This window comes from Agromyces sp. NPDC056965 (assembly GCF_042673425.1).
GTDB lineage: Bacteria > Actinomycetota > Actinomycetes > Actinomycetales > Microbacteriaceae > Agromyces.
Genome location: NZ_JBHURI010000089.1, coordinates 1 through 15,596 on the forward strand (window position 1 = coordinate 1; position 15,596 = coordinate 15,596).

At 71.0% G+C, this 15,596-nt stretch carries 12 protein-coding genes; 6 read left to right on the forward strand and 6 right to left on the reverse strand.

All coding sequences use genetic code 11. The annotated features are described in order from the left end of the window. Positions 1–35: 35 nt before the first annotated feature. The 6 genes from aqpZ to ACFTQE_RS17425 all read right to left on the reverse strand — a co-directional run bounded on the left by aqpZ (position 36) and on the right by ACFTQE_RS17425 (position 6,603). Positions 36–791 carry an aquaporin Z gene (aqpZ, locus tag ACFTQE_RS17400; RefSeq protein WP_376926255.1) on the reverse strand — a complete coding sequence of 252 codons (756 nt, stop codon included), beginning with the start codon at positions 789–791 and terminating at the stop codon, positions 36–38. Between the two features lie 241 nt (positions 792–1,032). After that, positions 1,033–2,370, reverse strand: coding sequence for a DUF58 domain-containing protein (locus ACFTQE_RS17405; protein ID WP_376926256.1), 1,338 nt, complete (start codon positions 2,368–2,370; stop codon positions 1,033–1,035). Between the two features lie 18 nt (positions 2,371–2,388). Beyond that, a complete protein-coding gene (locus ACFTQE_RS17410; protein ID WP_375834170.1) occupies positions 2,389–3,378 on the reverse strand; it encodes an AAA family ATPase in 990 nt (329 codons plus the stop codon). After that, a complete protein-coding gene (locus ACFTQE_RS17415) occupies positions 3,375–4,676 on the reverse strand; it encodes a DUF4350 domain-containing protein (RefSeq protein ID WP_376926257.1) in 1,302 nt (433 codons plus the stop codon). Before ACFTQE_RS17415 ends, ACFTQE_RS17410 begins: the two co-directional genes overlap by 4 nt. Beyond that, positions 4,673–5,359, reverse strand: a complete 687-nt coding sequence (locus ACFTQE_RS17420) for a DUF4129 domain-containing protein (protein WP_376926258.1) — start codon at positions 5,357–5,359, stop codon at positions 4,673–4,675. Before ACFTQE_RS17420 ends, ACFTQE_RS17415 begins: the two co-directional genes overlap by 4 nt. Next, entirely contained in the window at positions 5,350–6,603 is a 1,254-nt protein-coding gene (locus ACFTQE_RS17425; RefSeq protein ID WP_376926259.1) for a hypothetical protein, read from the reverse strand. Before ACFTQE_RS17425 ends, ACFTQE_RS17420 begins: the two co-directional genes overlap by 10 nt. Before the next feature lie 158 nt (positions 6,604–6,761). Here ACFTQE_RS17425 and mtrA point away from each other — a divergent pair, with 158 nt between their 5' ends. From mtrA to secA, 6 genes are all read left to right on the forward strand, one after another. Then, entirely contained in the window at positions 6,762–7,442 is a 681-nt protein-coding gene (gene mtrA / locus ACFTQE_RS17430) for an MtrAB system response regulator MtrA (RefSeq protein WP_074258610.1), read from the forward strand. Positions 7,443–7,450: 8 nt separating this feature from the next. Then, entirely contained in the window at positions 7,451–9,199 is a 1,749-nt protein-coding gene (mtrB, locus tag ACFTQE_RS17435) for an MtrAB system histidine kinase MtrB (RefSeq protein WP_376926260.1), read from the forward strand. After that, the gene (locus ACFTQE_RS17440; RefSeq protein WP_376926261.1) at positions 9,192–10,883 is read left to right on the forward strand and encodes a GerMN domain-containing protein; all 1,692 of its coding nucleotides are present in this window, start codon (positions 9,192–9,194) and stop codon (positions 10,881–10,883) included. The genes mtrB and ACFTQE_RS17440 overlap by 8 nt, the downstream gene beginning before the upstream one ends. A 118-nt stretch (positions 10,884–11,001) precedes the next feature. After that, entirely contained in the window at positions 11,002–11,820 is an 819-nt protein-coding gene (locus ACFTQE_RS17445) for a ComF family protein (RefSeq protein ID WP_376926262.1), read from the forward strand. A 23-nt stretch (positions 11,821–11,843) separates the two neighbouring features. Then, entirely contained in the window at positions 11,844–12,551 is a 708-nt protein-coding gene (gene hpf / locus ACFTQE_RS17450; protein ID WP_375834148.1) for a ribosome hibernation-promoting factor, HPF/YfiA family, read from the forward strand. Positions 12,552–12,741: 190 nt separating this feature from the next. Then, positions 12,742–15,525 carry a preprotein translocase subunit SecA gene (gene secA, locus ACFTQE_RS17455; protein WP_376926263.1) on the forward strand — a complete coding sequence of 928 codons (2,784 nt, stop codon included), beginning with the start codon at positions 12,742–12,744 and terminating at the stop codon, positions 15,523–15,525. Positions 15,526–15,596 lie beyond the last annotated feature (71 nt).

The following is a 15,596-nucleotide window of genomic DNA, read 5'->3' on the forward strand; positions in this document are numbered from 1 at the left end:
GTCCCGTGGGACATCCGCCATCGTCGAGCGCGAGGTTACGCGGAGAGCTGCTTCGAACGGTCGAAGACGAGCTTGTAGATGAGGCCGGCGATCACGGCACCGAGGATCGGGGCGACGATCGACACCCAGAGCTGGGTCCACGCGATGCCGCCGCCGTAGAGCGCGGTGGCGATCGAGCGGGCCGGGTTGAACGAGGCGTTCGACACGGGGATGGCGATGAGCGCGAGCAGGGTCAGCGTGAGGCCGATCGCGAGCGGGGCGAAGCCGACGGCCGCGCGGGCGCTCGTGACGCCGAGGATCACGAAGAGGAAGATCGCGGTCGCGACCGTCTCGATGAGGAAGACGGAACCGAGGCCGAAGCCGCCGGGCGAGAGCTCGTCGTACCCGGTCGAGGCGCCCGTGAACACGGCGATGTCGAACAGCGGACCGGCCGAGAGGATGCCGAGGAGCACCGTCGTCGCGAGGATGCCGCCGAGGATCTGCACCGCGATGTACGGGCCGACCGCCTTCCAAGAGAACTTGCCGGCCACGGCGAGGCCGATGCTCACGGCGGGGTTGAAGTGCCCGCCCGAGACGGGGCCGAACGCGTACGCGCCGACGACGACCGTGAGACCGAGCGCCAGCGAGACACCGAGGAATCCGACGTTCAGGCCGCCCTCGCCGCCGTTGAATCCGGCCGCGAACAGCACGGTGCCGATGACACCGAAGACGAGGATGAAGGTGCCGATGAACTCGGCGGTGAGCTTCTGCGCGGTCGAGGGAGCCTCGACGGTCGTTGTTGCGTCAGACACTGGGGTCCTTTCGTAGGGAAGACAAGACGGAATCGGCACCAACCCCCTGGTGCCTGAAGCGAACCTATCGACGGCTCGGGCCGGCGCGCGGGAACTTCGCGCGAATGTTGTGAATCGGCTGGGTATCGACGACGCGCCGTGTCATGCGCCGTCGTGCGGCGTCAGAAGCCGTCATCCGGGCACGTCACACGGGTCGTCGAGGCCGTCGGAGCCGTCGCGCCGTCGGTGCGGGAGCGCGTCGTCAGAGCCTGCCGGTCGCCTTCAACTCGAGGTAGAGGTCGGCGAGAGCGGGGGGAAGGTCGTGCGGGGCCGCGGTCACGGTGAGCGCGCCGAGTCGTCGCACCGCCGCGCCGACTCGTTCGCCGTCGAGCAGACCGCGCTCGGCCGCCGCAGCGGCGTAGACCTGCTCGAGGTCGTCGCGCTCGCGGGCGGCGTCGATGAGTCCGGGGTCGGCGACGGATGCCACGACGACGGTGTGCCGTGACGTCAACTGCGGCAGCACTGAGAGGAGTCCCCGGGCGGTTCCGGGGGAGTCTGCGGCGGTGAGCAGCACGACGAGCGCGTGCCGACTCGTGATGCGGCGCACCTGCGCGGGCACGGCGGCCCAGTCGGCCTCGATCAGCTCGGCCTCGATGCCGGCCATCGTATCGACCATCCGCGCGAGGAGCGCCGGGCCGCTGGCGCCGTGCACCCGGCCGCGCAGCCGGCGATCCCACGCGAGGAAGTCGACCTTGTCGCCGGCATGCGATGCGAGCGCGGCGAGCAGGAGCGAGGCCTCGAACGCCGTGTCGAGGCGGGGCTCGTCGGCGATGCGCGCGGCCGCGGTTCGCGACGTGTCGGTCACGATCACGATGCGACGATCGCGCTCGGGACGCCAGGTGCGGACCATGAGCCGGGTGCCGCCGGGCACCTCGGGGTCGGTGTGCCGCGCCGTGGCGCGCCAGTCGATGGAGCGCACGTCGTCGCCGCGCACGTAGTCGCGGATCGAGTCGAATTCGGTGCCCTGGCCGCGGATGAGCAGCGGCGTGCGCCCGTCGAGCTCGCGCAGGCGGGTGAGGCGAGACGGCAGGTGCACGCGAGAGTGGAAGGGCGGGAGCACGCGGATCCGGCCGGGGGCCGAGAGGGTCGCCTGCCGCGACCACAGTCCGAGCGGTCCTGCCGAGCGGATCGTGACCTGGTCGCTGCGACGGTCGCCCCGCCGCCACGGCGTGAGCCGGAGCGTGACGCGGCGGCGTTCGAACGGCGGCACCCGCAGCGAGGTGCGATTGCGGCCCGCGACTCCGGCCGAGGGCTCCCAGCCGTCGCGCACGGTGGCGCGGAGCATCCGCTGCCCGAGGTTCTCGACGGTCAGCACCGACGTCACCTGCTCGCCGAGGCGCACGCGGTCGGGCAGCTCGCGGCGCAGTGCGACGCGTCGAGGCGAAGCGGCGAGCGACAGGTCGAGCACGCCCGCCCCGACGACGAGCACGATCCAGCCGACGAGGGCGAGCCAGGCCTCGGGCGCGCCGACGGCCCCTGCCGCGACGACGGGGACGACGCCGAGCGCGACGAGGAGGGCGAACCGACCGGTCAGTGCCATCAGAGGATCCGGGTCATCTCAGAGCGGCACCTGCACCTGTTGCACGATCGACTGCAGCACCGCGTCGATCGAGACGCCTTCGAGCTCGGCCTCGGGGCGGAGCTGCACTCGGTGGCGCCAGACGGGCAGCAGCATCGCCTGCACGTGGTCGGGGGTGAGCGACTCGTAGCCCGTGAGCCACGCCCAGGCCTTCGCCGCGGCGAGCAGGCCGGTCGTGCCGCGCGGGCTCACGCCGAGCCGCATCGACGGGCTGCGTCGTGTCGCGCGTGCCAGGTCGACGAGGTAGCCGAGCACGTCGTCCTCGACGCGGACGGCGGATGCCGCGGCGCGCGCCGCTGCGAGCTCGGCCGCGCCGAGCACGGGCGTGACGCCCGCGGCGGCGAGGTCGTGCGGATCGAATCCGTCGGCGTGGCGGCGGAGGAGCGAGAGCTCGGCCTCGCGCTCCGGCACGTCGAGCACGAGCTTCAGCAGGAATCGGTCGAGCTGCGCCTCGGGCAGCGAGTAGGTGCCCTCGTACTCGATCGGGTTCTGCGTCGCCGCGACCATGAACGGGTCGGGCAACGGCCGGGTGACCCCGTCGGCCGAGACCTGACGCTCCTCCATCGCCTCGAGGAGGGCCGACTGCGTCTTCGGCGGCGTGCGGTTGATCTCGTCGGCGAGCAGGATGTTCGTGAACACCGGTCCCTCGCGGAACGCGAACTCGCCGGAGCGCGGGTCGTAGGCGAGCGAGCCGGTGACATCGCCCGGCATGAGGTCGGGGGTGAACTGCAGGCGGCGGGTGTCGAGCTGCAGGGTGCGGCTGAGCGTCCGCACGAGCAGCGTCTTCGCGACGCCGGGCACGCCCTCGAGCAGCACGTGGCCGCGCGTCAGCAGGGCGATGATGAGGCCCGTGACGGCGCCGTCCTGACCGACGACGGCCTTGCCGACCTCGGTGCGCACGCGGTTGAGCGCGGCGCGCAGCTCGTCGTCGGTCGCAGCGATCGCCGGAGCGGTGGTGGGATCGGTCATGGTCGCCTTCCTGAGGGGTCGTCACGATCGGTGGGCACGCCGCCGCGTGGGTCGAGCGAGCGCTGCACCTCGGCCTCGAGCTGCGCGAGCCCTGCGGCGCGGTCGACGAGCGCGCGGTCGTCGTCGGGCAGCTCGTCGGCAAGCAGCCGGTGCACGGATGCGCCGTCTCGGCCGGTCGCCCGCGCCGCGGCCTCCGCGACCTCGTCGACGCCGGCGGATCGGGGGAGCCGGAGCATGCGCGCGATGCGGATGACGGTGCCGATGCGAAGCTGGTCGAGCGCGTGCGTGCGAGATGCCGTGCGGGCGTAGAGCCGTGCGCGACCCCGACTCGTCTCGCCCGCCGGCACGTGCACCGGCAGGCGCTCGACGACGAGCGGCCCGAACCTGCGGCCCTGCCAGATGCCGGCGACGATGACCACGACGAACGCGAGCACCATCACCGGGCTCACCCACCCCGGGGTGAGTTCGGCCAGGGACGGGGCGTCGGCGCCGTCGGCGTCCGCCGGGCCGGGGAGGTACCAGACGAGTTCGTCGGTCGCACCCGTCAACCCGATCGCGAGCGCGGCATTGCCGGCCTCGGTGATCGTCTGGTTCGCGAACACGCTCGTCGAGCCGACGATCGTGAGCTCGGCACCGCCCGGAGCGGGTCCGGTCGCGACCGCGAAGCCGAAGTCGCCGTCGCGGAAGCAGCCCTGCCATCCGGCCTCGACCGCCGCATCGTCGACGGTGACGAGCCGCTGCCCGTCGGAGAGCGAGCCGGCCCGCTCGGCGGGGCCGAGCTCGCACGCGACCTCGTCGAGCGGGCCGCTCGCGGCGCCCGCGAACCGAACCCCCGGCGCGAGCGTCTCGAGGGCCGTGAACCCCGGCTCGACGACGATCAGCCGTTCGGCGGCCTCGGAGAGCTCCGTCAGCCGGCGCTCGTCGAGGATCGCGTACTCGTCGTAGAGCAGCACCGTCGCCGTGCCGTCGGCGGCGTCGATCGCGGCGTCGAAGGAGCGCGACTCGGTGACGACGACACCGTGGTCGCGAAGCACCTCGACGAGCGCCTTCGCGCCGGCGGGTGCTGGGTTGTCGGCTGCGAGCGGGGAACCGGGCGTGCGTGCGCCGCCCTGGATCACCATCACGAGCAGCGCGCCGAGCACGAGCACCGCGGCGATCACGATCCAGGCGCGGCTTCGCTTCAGGAACCCTCGCACCGTGGGGGTCACCGCGGGCGCGGAGGCACCGTCGTCGGGGAGTGTCGAAGGGTTCGCAGGCGCCGTGGCACCCGCGTCGCGGGCTTCGGTCGTCGCGCTCATCGAACGGCCTCGGCGCCGTCGTGTTCGGGAGCGGGCGCCTCGTGGCCGCCGCGCCCCTCGGGACGCGCGTCGGCGATGCGTCGCTCCAACTCGGTCACGCGGGCATACTCCTCGGCCGAACCCTCACGACCGAGGTAGCGCACACCGTCGAATCCGCTCGCCGCATCGCGCAGTCCGCCGGCCAGATCGGGGAAGGAGCGCGCCGCGGCATCCGCGAACGCCCGCGCCGTGGTGCCGGGGTGCACCGTGACGACCTCGCGCTCGACGAGCCCGCGCACGACGGCGCGGAACCGCTCCTCGATCGCGAGGGGCCAATCGCCGGCGGCCGCGGCCGAGGTCGCGGCCCGTCGCAGGGTCTCGAGATCCCGGAGGTCGTGGTCGTCGAAGAGCGGCACGTCGCTCCGTCGGCGTCGCCGGAGCCGTGGCAGCCCGAAGACGAGGAGTCCGACGATCACGACCGCGACGACGAGCAGCACGAGCAGCAGCGCGAGCACGGGGCCGGGCAGGCCCGTGGCGCCGTCGAACAGCCCGACGAACCAGTCGCGGATCGCCTGCATCGCGAGATCGAACGGGCTCGGCTGGGCCGCCTGGTACTCGGGCCCGGTCAGTTCGTCTTCGAGCCACCGACGCGCCTCGGGCGCGTCGGGATCGAGCGGCGACGCGCGCAGCCGGATCACGGCCATGCGGGAGCGGAGGCCGGGTCGGGGTTCGTCGTCGCGGCCGCCGGGGCGCGGTAGGGGTCGCTCGTCGCCAGGCCGGCGTCGCGCTGCTCGATGTGCCGCACGAGTTCGAGGTCGAGGGCCTCGGTGCGCATCCGCAGGTCGATGTAGATGACGGCGACGAGCGCGGCCTGCACGACGGCCGTGATCGCGCCGATCAGCAACGAGAGCACGAGGGTGACGACCGCGGTGACGACCGTGATCGCGATGGCCGCACCCGTGCCGGTCGGGTCGATGATGGCGGCGAGGATCGTGCCGATGAGCGAGACCGGCTGCACGACGACCTGAGCCGCGAGGTTGAGGATGAACCCGACGAGCAGCAGCGTGCCGAAGGTTCGCCAGAAGAACCCGTCGGTGAGGTGCCACGAGCGCTTCATGGCCGTGCCGATTCCGGCGCCCTCGAGCACGATGACGCTCGGCACGAGCGAGAGCTTCGTGCCGAGCCATGCAGCGACGACCGCCACGCCGAGCGCACCGAGGATCATGACGAGGATCGTCACGATGACGGTCACGGGGTCGAAGAAGGTCGCGGCGACGATGATCGCGATGAAGAGCGCGAAGGCCAGCAGGATCGCACCGGTGACCATCGCGGTCCAGCCGAGGAGCGGCCAGAAGCGCTTCGCCGCGGCCTTCCAGAGCGCGGCGAACCGGAGTCGTTCGCCGAGGGTGCCGCTCGCGACCTCGACGACCATCACTCCCTGCAGGAATGCACCCGCGATGAGCGAGAGGGCGAGGGGGACGAGCATCAGCAACAGGAATCCGCCGACTGCACCCGACATCAGTGCGTCGGCGTCGGCGGAATCGGTCGCGCTCTCGACCCGGGAGAAGACGAAGACCATGAACGGCACGAAGACCGCCATCATCGCGACGACCGAGACGAGCTGCACCACGAGACCGGTGCCGAACGTCGCCGCGGGGTTTCGCCGCAGCACCTTGAACGGAGCCCAGAGGATCGTGCCGAACCCCAGCGGATGCAGCGGGAGGAGGCCCGGCTTCGGCGGCGGCGTCCAGCCGAGGGGCGCTCCGGGTGCCGGCGCTCCGCCGTACGTCGGGGGTGCTGCGGCCGTCGGCGGCGGGAAGCCCGACGGAGGCGCCGCGGCGACCGGCGGCGGGAAGGCGGTCGGATCGAACCGGGGCGTGCTCGAAGCATCCGGTGCCGGCGTCGGAACGGGAGCGCCGCCGGGCGCCTGCCAATCGTGGTTCGACACCTGTGGGGCTCCTTCCGGCGGATTCCCACCATGCTCGCACATTTCGCCGACGCGCCGAGCACCCCTGGAACGGCCTTCCGGTGGTCTTCCGGCCCCGACCGACTACGCTTTAGGCACTGGTTTCAGCCGTGACCCGGCGGTGCTGACAGGAATGAACGATGAACCCACGCGTACTCGTCGTCGATGACGACACGGCCCTCGCCGAGATGATCGGCATCGTGCTGCGCACCGAGGGGTTCGAACCCTTCTTCTGCGCCGACGGCACGGGGGCGCTCGCGGCGTTCCGCGAGTCGAAGCCCGACCTCGTGCTGCTCGACCTCATGCTCCCCGGAATCGACGGCATCGAGGTGTGCGGGCGCATCCGTGCGGAGTCCGGCACCCCGATCATCATGCTCACCGCGAAGACCGACACCGCCGACGTCGTCAAGGGACTCGAATCGGGCGCCGACGACTACATGGTCAAGCCCTTCAACCCGAAGGAGCTCATCGCGCGCATCCGCACGCGGCTGCGGCCGACGCCCGATCAGGCCGTGTCGACGCTCAGCATCGGCGACCTCACGATCGATGCCGCCGGTCACGAGGTGCGCCGCGGCGACGCCCGCATCAACCTCACCCCGCTCGAGTTCGACCTGCTCCTCACCCTCGCGTCGAAGCCGCAGCAGGTCTTCACGCGCGAGATGCTGCTCGAGCAGGTGTGGGGCTACCACTACAAGGCCGACACCCGGCTCGTGAACGTGCACGTGCAGCGGCTCCGCGCCAAGGTCGAGCACGATCCCGACAACCCCCGCATCGTGATGACCGTGCGCGGCGTCGGGTATCGAGCCGGCGCGACCACCTAGGGGCACGGATGTCGCAGGCGGAGGCCCCGGCCCGGTTCCGGGTCGGTTCGTGGCGCGAGATCCGGCATACGCTCGCCGCGTTGCCGCGCCATGCGCTCGAGCTGTGGCGGCGCTCGCTGCAGTTCCGCACGGTCGTCATCACCTTCGCCCTGTCGTCGCTCGCGATCCTCGTGATCGGGCTGTACATCTCGTTCAGCATCGCGTCGAACCTCTTCAAGACCCAGCTCGACAGCGCCCTCGGCGACGCCAACGAGGCGACGGTCGCCGCCCAGCGCATCCTCGAGGGCTCCGACGCCGCCGATCGCGCGTCGTTGCAGGACAACATGGCCTCGGTCGTGAAGACGGTGGGCAGCGTCTCCGGCAGCTCGGCGATCGCCTACTTCCAGCCCGACGACGTGTCGAGCTCGAACGCACCGCCCACACGCATCGCCCCGAGCCTGTCGGGGGTCATCACGCCCGAACTCCGCGAGCGCGTGCGCGCCGATCCCGACGGCCAGTACTGGCAGTCGGTGGCGCTCGAGGGCGACGACGGCGCGGAGGATCCCGGCGTCGTCGTCGGCAGCTCGATCGAGGTGCCGGGGGTCGGCGAGTACGAGCTCTACATCGGCTACAACTTCGCCGCCGCGCAGGAGACCCTCGCCTTCATGCAACTCGTCGGCACGATCGGCGCGATCGCGTTGCTCGTGCTGCTGAGCGCGATCACGCTGCTCGTCGTGCGCTGGGTGATCGAGCCGATCCGGTCGGCCGCCACGACGAGCCGGCGGCTCGCGGCCGGCGATCTCGGCGTGCGCATGCCCGAGAAGGGCGAAGACGAGCTCGCGACGCTCGCCGCCTCGTTCAACGGCATGGCCGACAGCCTGCAGGCGCGCATCCGCGAGCTCGCCGAGCTCTCGGTCATGCAGCAGCGCTTCGTCTCCGACGTCTCGCACGAACTGCGCACCCCGCTCACGACGATCCGGCTCGCGGGCGATGTGCTCTACGGTCAGCGCGACGACTTCCCCGGCCCGACCTCGCGCACGGTCGAGCTCCTGCACACGCAGACGGAGCGCTTCGAGACCCTGCTCTCCGACCTGCTCGAGATCAGCCGCTACGACGCGGGCTCGGTCGAGCTCGCGACCGAACCGACGAACCTCGTGCACCTGGCGGGTGACGCGATCGAGTCGATGCACGAGCTCGCCCGCAGTCGCGGCAGCGAGCTGCGACTCGAGGCGCCGGGCGGCCACCTCGACGCGAGAGTCGACCCCCGTCGCATCCGCCGTATCGTGAGGAACCTGCTCGGCAACGCGATCGAGCACGGAGAGGGGCGCCCGATCGTCGTCGCCGTCGACAGCAACGAGTCGGCCATCGCCCTGTCGGTTCGCGACTACGGGCTCGGCATGACCGCTGAGGAGTCGGCCCGCGTGTTCGACCGGTTCTGGCGGGCCGACCCGAGTCGCACGCGCACGATCGGCGGCACCGGGCTCGGACTCGCCATCGCGCTCGAGGACTCCGTCGCCCACGGTGGCACGCTCGAGGTCTGGTCGCGCCGCGGATCGGGAACGGTGTTCCGTCTCACGCTGCCGCGCTCCGGCGTCCCCTCCGACGAGGCGATCGTCTCGCCGCTGCCGCTCGAGCCCGACGACGTCGACGCCACAGGGCCGCCGGCGACCGGGGTCGTGCGTGCGGTCGACACCGAAGCGACCGTCGAGACGGATGCCGCGGGGCGCGCAGCGGCGCAGGATGCCGGCGCCGGCCGATGGGAGGCGCACGATGCGTAGGCGCGTGTTCGGGGCATCCGTCGCCGTGGTGCTGACCGCGCTGCTCGCCGGCTGCGTGTCGATTCCGAGTTCGGGCGGGGTCAACGTGGGGTCACCGCCGCTCGTCGAGGAATCGATCGAGCTCGACACGATCGTGCCGCCGCCCGCGAAGGATGCGACGCCGCAGCAGATCGTCGAGGGGTTCCTCGAGGCAGCGGCCAGCCCGCGCAACAAGTACCAGGCCGCGAGCGAGTTCCTCACTCCGGCCTTCGCCGACGAATGGAATCCGAACGCGGCCGCCACGATCGACGTGCTCCGCGACCGCGAGTTCACGGAGGTCGGCGAGGCGTCGATCGTCGTCGACGCGACTTCGGCAGCGGAGCTCTCGGCCACGGGCGAGTACTCCACCACGGAATCGACTGCGTCGATCGAACTCGGCTACCAACTCCAGCAGAACGAGGAGGGGCAGTGGCGCATCTCGAGCGCCCCTCCGGGCCTGCTCATCGACGAGACGACCTTCGCCCAGACCTTCCGCAGCTATCCGCTCTACTTCTACTCGGCGGACTTCGACTACCTCGTGCCCGACCTGCGCTGGTTCGCCGGGCGCGATTCGGCGCAGACGAGCATCGTGCGAGCCCTGCTCGTCGGTCCGTCCGAATGGCTGCGGACAGGGGTTCGCTCGGCCTTCCCCGAGGGGACGCGCCTCGACTCGGGGTCGGTCCCGGTGGCCGGCCGGGTGGCGAGCGTCGACCTCTCGGGCGCGACCGACGACGACGTCACGAGCGTTCAGCGCATGGAGTTCCAGTTGCAGGAGAGCCTCGACGGCGTGCAGAACGTCGACTCCGTCATCTTGGCGCTGAACGGCGTCGAGCAGGACGTGCCGGAGCTCTCACCCGCCCCCGTGAAGAACCCGTCGGTCGATCCCAGGCAGGTCGTCTACGACGGCACGACCTTCGGCTACCTCGCGCCCTCGGGCGAGGCCATCGAGCAGATCCCCGATCTCTCCCCGCAGGTCGAGGCGCTGGCCCCGACCGGCGCGGCGCTCGGTGCGGGCGGCGAGGTCGCCGCCGTGCTCGCGGCGGACGGGGTCTCGGTCGTGCGGGCAGGCGACGAGGTCGAGCTCCTCGACCCCAGGGGCGGGCTCATCGTGCCCGCGATCGACGGCACCGGCGCCGTCTGGTCGGTTCCGGCCGGGCTGCCCGGGCAGCTCGTCGTCTACCCCGGCGACCGGTCGCTCGATGCCATCCAGCTCCCGGTGCCGTGGACCGGCTCGTCGATCGCGGCGCTCGAGATCTCACGCGACTCGTCGCGACTCGTCGCACTCCTCGGCGACGGCAACGCGACCCAGTTCGTCGCCGCCTCGATCCAGCGCGATGCCGCAGGCACGCCGACGGCGCTGAGCGCGGTGACGCTCGGGCTCTCGGATGTCGAGGGCATCCCGCGCGACGTCGCGTGGCTCGACGCAGGCACCGTCGCCTCGCTCACCGAGTCGCCCGATGGCACCACACGGGTGATCACCCAGGTGCTCGGCGGCGTCGCCGTCTCACGGCCGGGGCCCGACGGCGGCCGCGCGATCGACGGGGGCAACAGCGTCAGCGACCTCCGGCTCCTGACCGTCGACGGCTTCCTCGAGGCGCCCAGCGGCGTCGGTTGGCAGGCGCGGGCGGAGGGCATCCGGCTCCTGGCCTCGCAGCAGCCCGATTGAGCGGGCCCGTCCTCGACAGCGGTCGAGGGCGCCGTGCCGGCCTTCCGAGCGGCTCGGCGAGGTTCTGAGCCGTCCCGGTCCGCGATGCTCGGAGGATGGCCGAGATCAGCGTCCGGTGATGGCGCGGGAACGTTCAGCAGCGCTCGCGGTTGCGCGCGAGTCCGTGCGAGACGCGTTCGCGGTGCTCGTTCCGGTGGCCTGCTCGGGATGCGGTACCGGCGACCGCGCCGTCTGCGCGTCGTGCCGCGTCGCCCTCGTCCCCGAGCCGCGGCGCATCGATCGAGCCGGTCTCGCGGTCTGGGCGGGCCTCGAGTACGCGGGTGCGGTCGCGTCGGTGCTCGGCGCCTTCAAGGACGGAGCCCGAACGGATGCCGCGCCCGCCCTCGTACCGGCACTGCACGCGTCGGTGCAGGCCGCGCTCGCCGGCGTGCCGGACGGCGCACCGGTCGAGGTGTGCACGATCCCGTCGACGTCGACGGCCCGTCGCGCGCGCGGATTCGTGCCTGTCGAGGTGCTGCTCCGGCGCTGCGGCATCCGTCCGGTGCCGGTGCTCGCCCTCGCGAGGGAGCGCGCCGACCAGGCCGGACTCGGAGCAGAGGAGCGGCGCCGGAATGCCGCGGGCGGGCTGGTCGCAGGGCCGCGCGTTCGCCCGTCCGCCCGCAGCCGGAGACCGCCCGTCGACCCGCTCGCGCCACTCGCGGGGCGTCGCTTCCTCCTCGTCGACGACATCATCACGACGGGCTCGACCCTCGCTGAAGCGGTGCGGGCGCTCGCCGCGGCCGGCGGTGAGACGGTGGCGATCGCGGTGCTCGCCGAGACGCCGCGCAGGTTCCCGCGACACGCAGGCGGCTCACGGCAAACTCTCCGTGACATCGCCGCGCAAGGGGGCTACGGTGGCAGGACAGGCGTGGTCGATCCACCCTTCAGAACCGGGTGACACGTCGGTGAACGGAGGTCGTCATGGAACTGAACATCGTCGGACGAAACCTGGGGATCACGGACCGATTCCGCGCCTACGTGGCGGAGAAGTCCGAGAAGGTGTCGCATCTGGCAGAGCGCGCGATCTCACTCGACGTGAAGCTCAGCCGGCACAACGAGAAGAACGGCAACCCCGGGCCCGACCGCGTCGAGCTCACCCTGGTCGGCAAGGGCCCCGTGGTCCGTGCCGAGGCTGACGGCTCCGACAAGTACGCGGCGTTCGACGTCGCACTCGGGCGATTGCTCGAGCGCATCCGGCGGGCGAAGGATCGCCGGAAGGTCCATCGCGGGGGGTCCCGCCGACCGACCTCGCTCCGCGAAGCCACCGACGCCGGATTCTCCGAGGTCGGCGTGCAGGCCGCGGCGCCCGAGGTGCTCGCACAGGTGCGCACCGGCAGCATCCCCGTCGTCGACGAGTTCGAACCGCATGTCGATGAAGACGAGGTGTACACCCCGGTCGTCATCAGGCGGAAGGTGTTCGCGGCGACGCCCATGACCGTCGACGACGCGCTCTACTTCATGGAGCTCGTCGGGCACGACTTCTACCTCTTCGTCGACGCCGAGTCGGGTCGCCCGAGCGTCGTCTACCGTCGGAAGGGATGGGACTACGGGCTCATCGGTCTCGATGAGCGGGCGGAGACACGATCGCCGGCCACGTCGCCCGTGGAGCTCCAGCGCGCCACCGCGTGACGGCGACCGCTTGAGTCGAGTGTCACCGAGCCCCGTCGGACGGATCGGCTTCGGCCGGAGCGTCCGACGGGGTCGGGAAGGCGCAGCCCGTTCACCGCTAGCATGGCTAAGATAGCCGTCTGCATGGCGGCAGCGGGCGTGCCCGGACTGCATCCGCGGCCGTGCGCCCAACGACAACGGGAGAACATTCGTGGCTTCGATTCTGGAAAGGGTCCTCCGCGTCGGTGAGGGCCGCACCCTCAAGCGGCTGGAGAACTACGCAGCGGCGATCAACGCCCTCGAAGACGGATTCCAGGCGCTCAGCGACGACGAGCTGCGCAACGAGACCGTCGAACTCCGCGAGCGCTACTCGAACGGCGAGTCGCTCGACGACCTGCTGCCCGAGGCGTTCGCCGCGGTGCGCGAGGCGAGCCGCCGTACCCTCGGCCTCCGCCACTTCGACGTGCAGCTCATGGGCGGCGCAGCGCTCCACCTCGGCAACATCGCCGAGATGAAGACCGGTGAGGGCAAGACCCTCGTCGCGACGACCGCGGCCTACCTGAACGCGCTCACCAGCCGGGGCGTGCACGTCATCACGGTCAACGACTTCCTCGCGAGCTACCAGTCCGAGCTCATGGGCCGCGTCTTCCGCGCCCTCGGCATGACCACCGGATGCATCGTGGCGGGGCAGAACCCGCAGGTGCGCCGCGAGCAGTACGCCGCCGACATCACCTACGGCACGAACAACGAGTTCGGCTTCGACTACCTGCGCGACAACATGGCGTGGCAGGCGACCGACATGGTGCAGCGCGGCCACCACTTCGCGATCGTCGACGAGGTCGACTCGATCCTCATCGACGAGGCCCGCACGCCGCTCATCATCTCGGGCCCGGCTTCGGGCGAGGCGAACCGCTGGTTCACCGAGTTCGCGAACCTCGCGAAGCGGCTCGTGCCCGACGTCGACTACGAGGTCGACGAGAAGAAGCGCACCGTCGGCGTGCTCGAGTCCGGCATCGAGAAGGTCGAGGACTACCTCGGCATCGACAACCTCTACGAGTCGGCGAACACGCCGCTCATCTCGTTCCTCAACAACTCGATCAAGGCCAATGCGCTGTTCAAGCGCGACAAGGACTACGTCGTCATGAACGGCGAGGTCCTGATCGTCGATGAGCACACCGGCCGCATCCTCGTCGGTCGCCGCTACAACGAGGGCATCCACCAGGCGATCGAGGCGAAGGAGGGCGTGCAGGTCAAGGCCGAGAACCAGACCCTCGCCACCGTCACGCTGCAGAACTACTTCCGCCTCTATTCGAAGCTCTCGGGCATGACGGGTACCGCCGAGACCGAGGCATCCGAGTTCATGTCGACCTACAAGCTGGGCGTGGTGCCGATCCCCACGAACAAGCCGATGGTGCGCATCGACCAGCCCGACCTCGTCTACAAGAACGAGGAGGCGAAGTTCGCCCAGGTCGTGGAGGACATCGTGGAACGCCACAAGCAGGGTCAGCCCGTGCTCGTCGGCACCACGAGCGTGGAGAAGAGCGAGTACCTGTCGCGCCTCCTCGCCAAGAAGGGCGTGCGGCACGAGGTGCTGAACGCGAAGAACCACGCTCGCGAGGCCGCGATCGTCGCACAGGCCGGCCGTCACGGCGCCGTCACGGTGGCGACGAACATGGCCGGTCGTGGCACCGACGTCATGCTCGGCGGCAACGCCGAGTTCATCGCCGTGCAGCTCATGCACGAACGCGGCCTCAGCCCGGTCGAGACTCCCGAGGAGTACGAGGCCGCATGGGACGAGGTGTTCGAGAAGGTCAAGTCCGAGGTCGCCGTCGAGGCCGAGAAGGTGCTCACGGCCGGCGGACTCTACGTGCTCGGTACCGAGCGGCACGAGTCGCGACGCATCGACAACCAGCTGCGCGGTCGTTCCGGCCGCCAGGGCGACCCCGGTGAGAGCCGGTTCTACCTCTCGCTCACCGACGACCTGATGCGACTGTTCAACGCCGGTGCGGCGGAGAGCCTCATGTCGCGCGGGGTGCCCGACGACGTCGCCATCGAGTCCAAGGTCGTCTCACGCGCCATCCGGTCGGCGCAGTCGCAGGTCGAGGCGCGCAACGCCGAGATCCGCAAGAACGTGCTGAAGTACGACGACGTGCTGAACCGCCAGCGCGAGGCGATCTACAGCGACCGCCGGCACATCCTCGAGGGCGACGACCTGCACGAACGCACGCAGAAGTTCCTCGAAGACGTCATCGACGAGGTGCTCGACTCGCACACCGCAGAGGGCAACCCCGAGGAGTGGGACTTCGACGCCCTCTGGACGGAGCTGAAGACGCTCTACCCGATCGGCATCACGATCGACGAGGTCGTCGCCGAGGCCGGCGAGAAGGGCCGGGTCAACCGCGACTTCATCCGCCGTGAGATCCTCTCCGACGCGAAGGTCGCGTACGCCCGCCGTGAGGAGCAGCTCGGCTCGCCCGCCATGCGCGAGCTCGAGCGGCGCGTCGTGCTCTCGGTCATCGACCGTCGCTGGCGCGACCACCTCTACGAGATGGACTACCTGAAGGACGGCATCGGCCTGCGCGCCATGGCGCAGCGCGACCCGCTGGTCGAGTACCAGCGCGAGGGCTACGCGATGTTCCAGCAGATGATGGGCTCGATCCGCGAAGAGACCGTCGGCTTCCTCTTCAACCTCGAGGTCGAAGTGGCACCGCAGGCCGGTGCCGGAGCGAAGATCGAGGCGAAGGGCCTCGGCCGACAGGGCGCATCCGACGACAAGCTCAGCTATTCGGCCCCGAGCGACGCGGGCGGCGTCGAGGTGCGCAACCAGCGCGGCCAGGTGCAGCAGGCTGCGACGCAGCGCGCGCGCCGTGCCGTCGCCGAGAGCCAGGCCCCCGCAGCCGAGGAGTCGCGCGGTGCCTTCGGCCAGCGCACCGGTGGCGAGGTCGCACCGCAGAATCGCGCCGAGCGTCGGGCCCAGGACCGCAAGGGGAACTGACACGAGTCGACGAGACCCCGGTCGGTGCGCTGCACCGACCCTGCTGTAGACGAAGACGGCCTCGGGGTGGG

Excerpts from the sequence above, each read along its gene's own strand:
- mtrB (WP_376926260.1), top strand. The coding sequence starts at position 7,451 with ATGTCGCAGGCGGAGGCCCCGGCCCGGTTCCGGGTCGGTTCGTGGCGC.
- ACFTQE_RS17405 (WP_376926256.1), bottom strand. The coding sequence starts at position 2,370 with ATGGCACTGACCGGTCGGTTCGCCCTCCTCGTCGCGCTCGGCGTCGTC.
- ACFTQE_RS17440 (WP_376926261.1), top strand. The coding sequence starts at position 9,192 with ATGCGTAGGCGCGTGTTCGGGGCATCCGTCGCCGTGGTGCTGACCGCG.
- ACFTQE_RS17415 (WP_376926257.1), bottom strand. The coding sequence starts at position 4,676 with ATGAGCGCGACGACCGAAGCCCGCGACGCGGGTGCCACGGCGCCTGCG.
- mtrA (WP_074258610.1), top strand. The coding sequence starts at position 6,762 with ATGAACCCACGCGTACTCGTCGTCGATGACGACACGGCCCTCGCCGAG.
- hpf (WP_375834148.1), top strand. The coding sequence starts at position 11,844 with ATGGAACTGAACATCGTCGGACGAAACCTGGGGATCACGGACCGATTC.
- ACFTQE_RS17410 (WP_375834170.1), bottom strand. The coding sequence starts at position 3,378 with ATGACCGATCCCACCACCGCTCCGGCGATCGCTGCGACCGACGACGAG.
- ACFTQE_RS17420 (WP_376926258.1), bottom strand. The coding sequence starts at position 5,359 with ATGGCCGTGATCCGGCTGCGCGCGTCGCCGCTCGATCCCGACGCGCCC.
- ACFTQE_RS17445 (WP_376926262.1), top strand. The coding sequence starts at position 11,002 with ATGGCGCGGGAACGTTCAGCAGCGCTCGCGGTTGCGCGCGAGTCCGTG.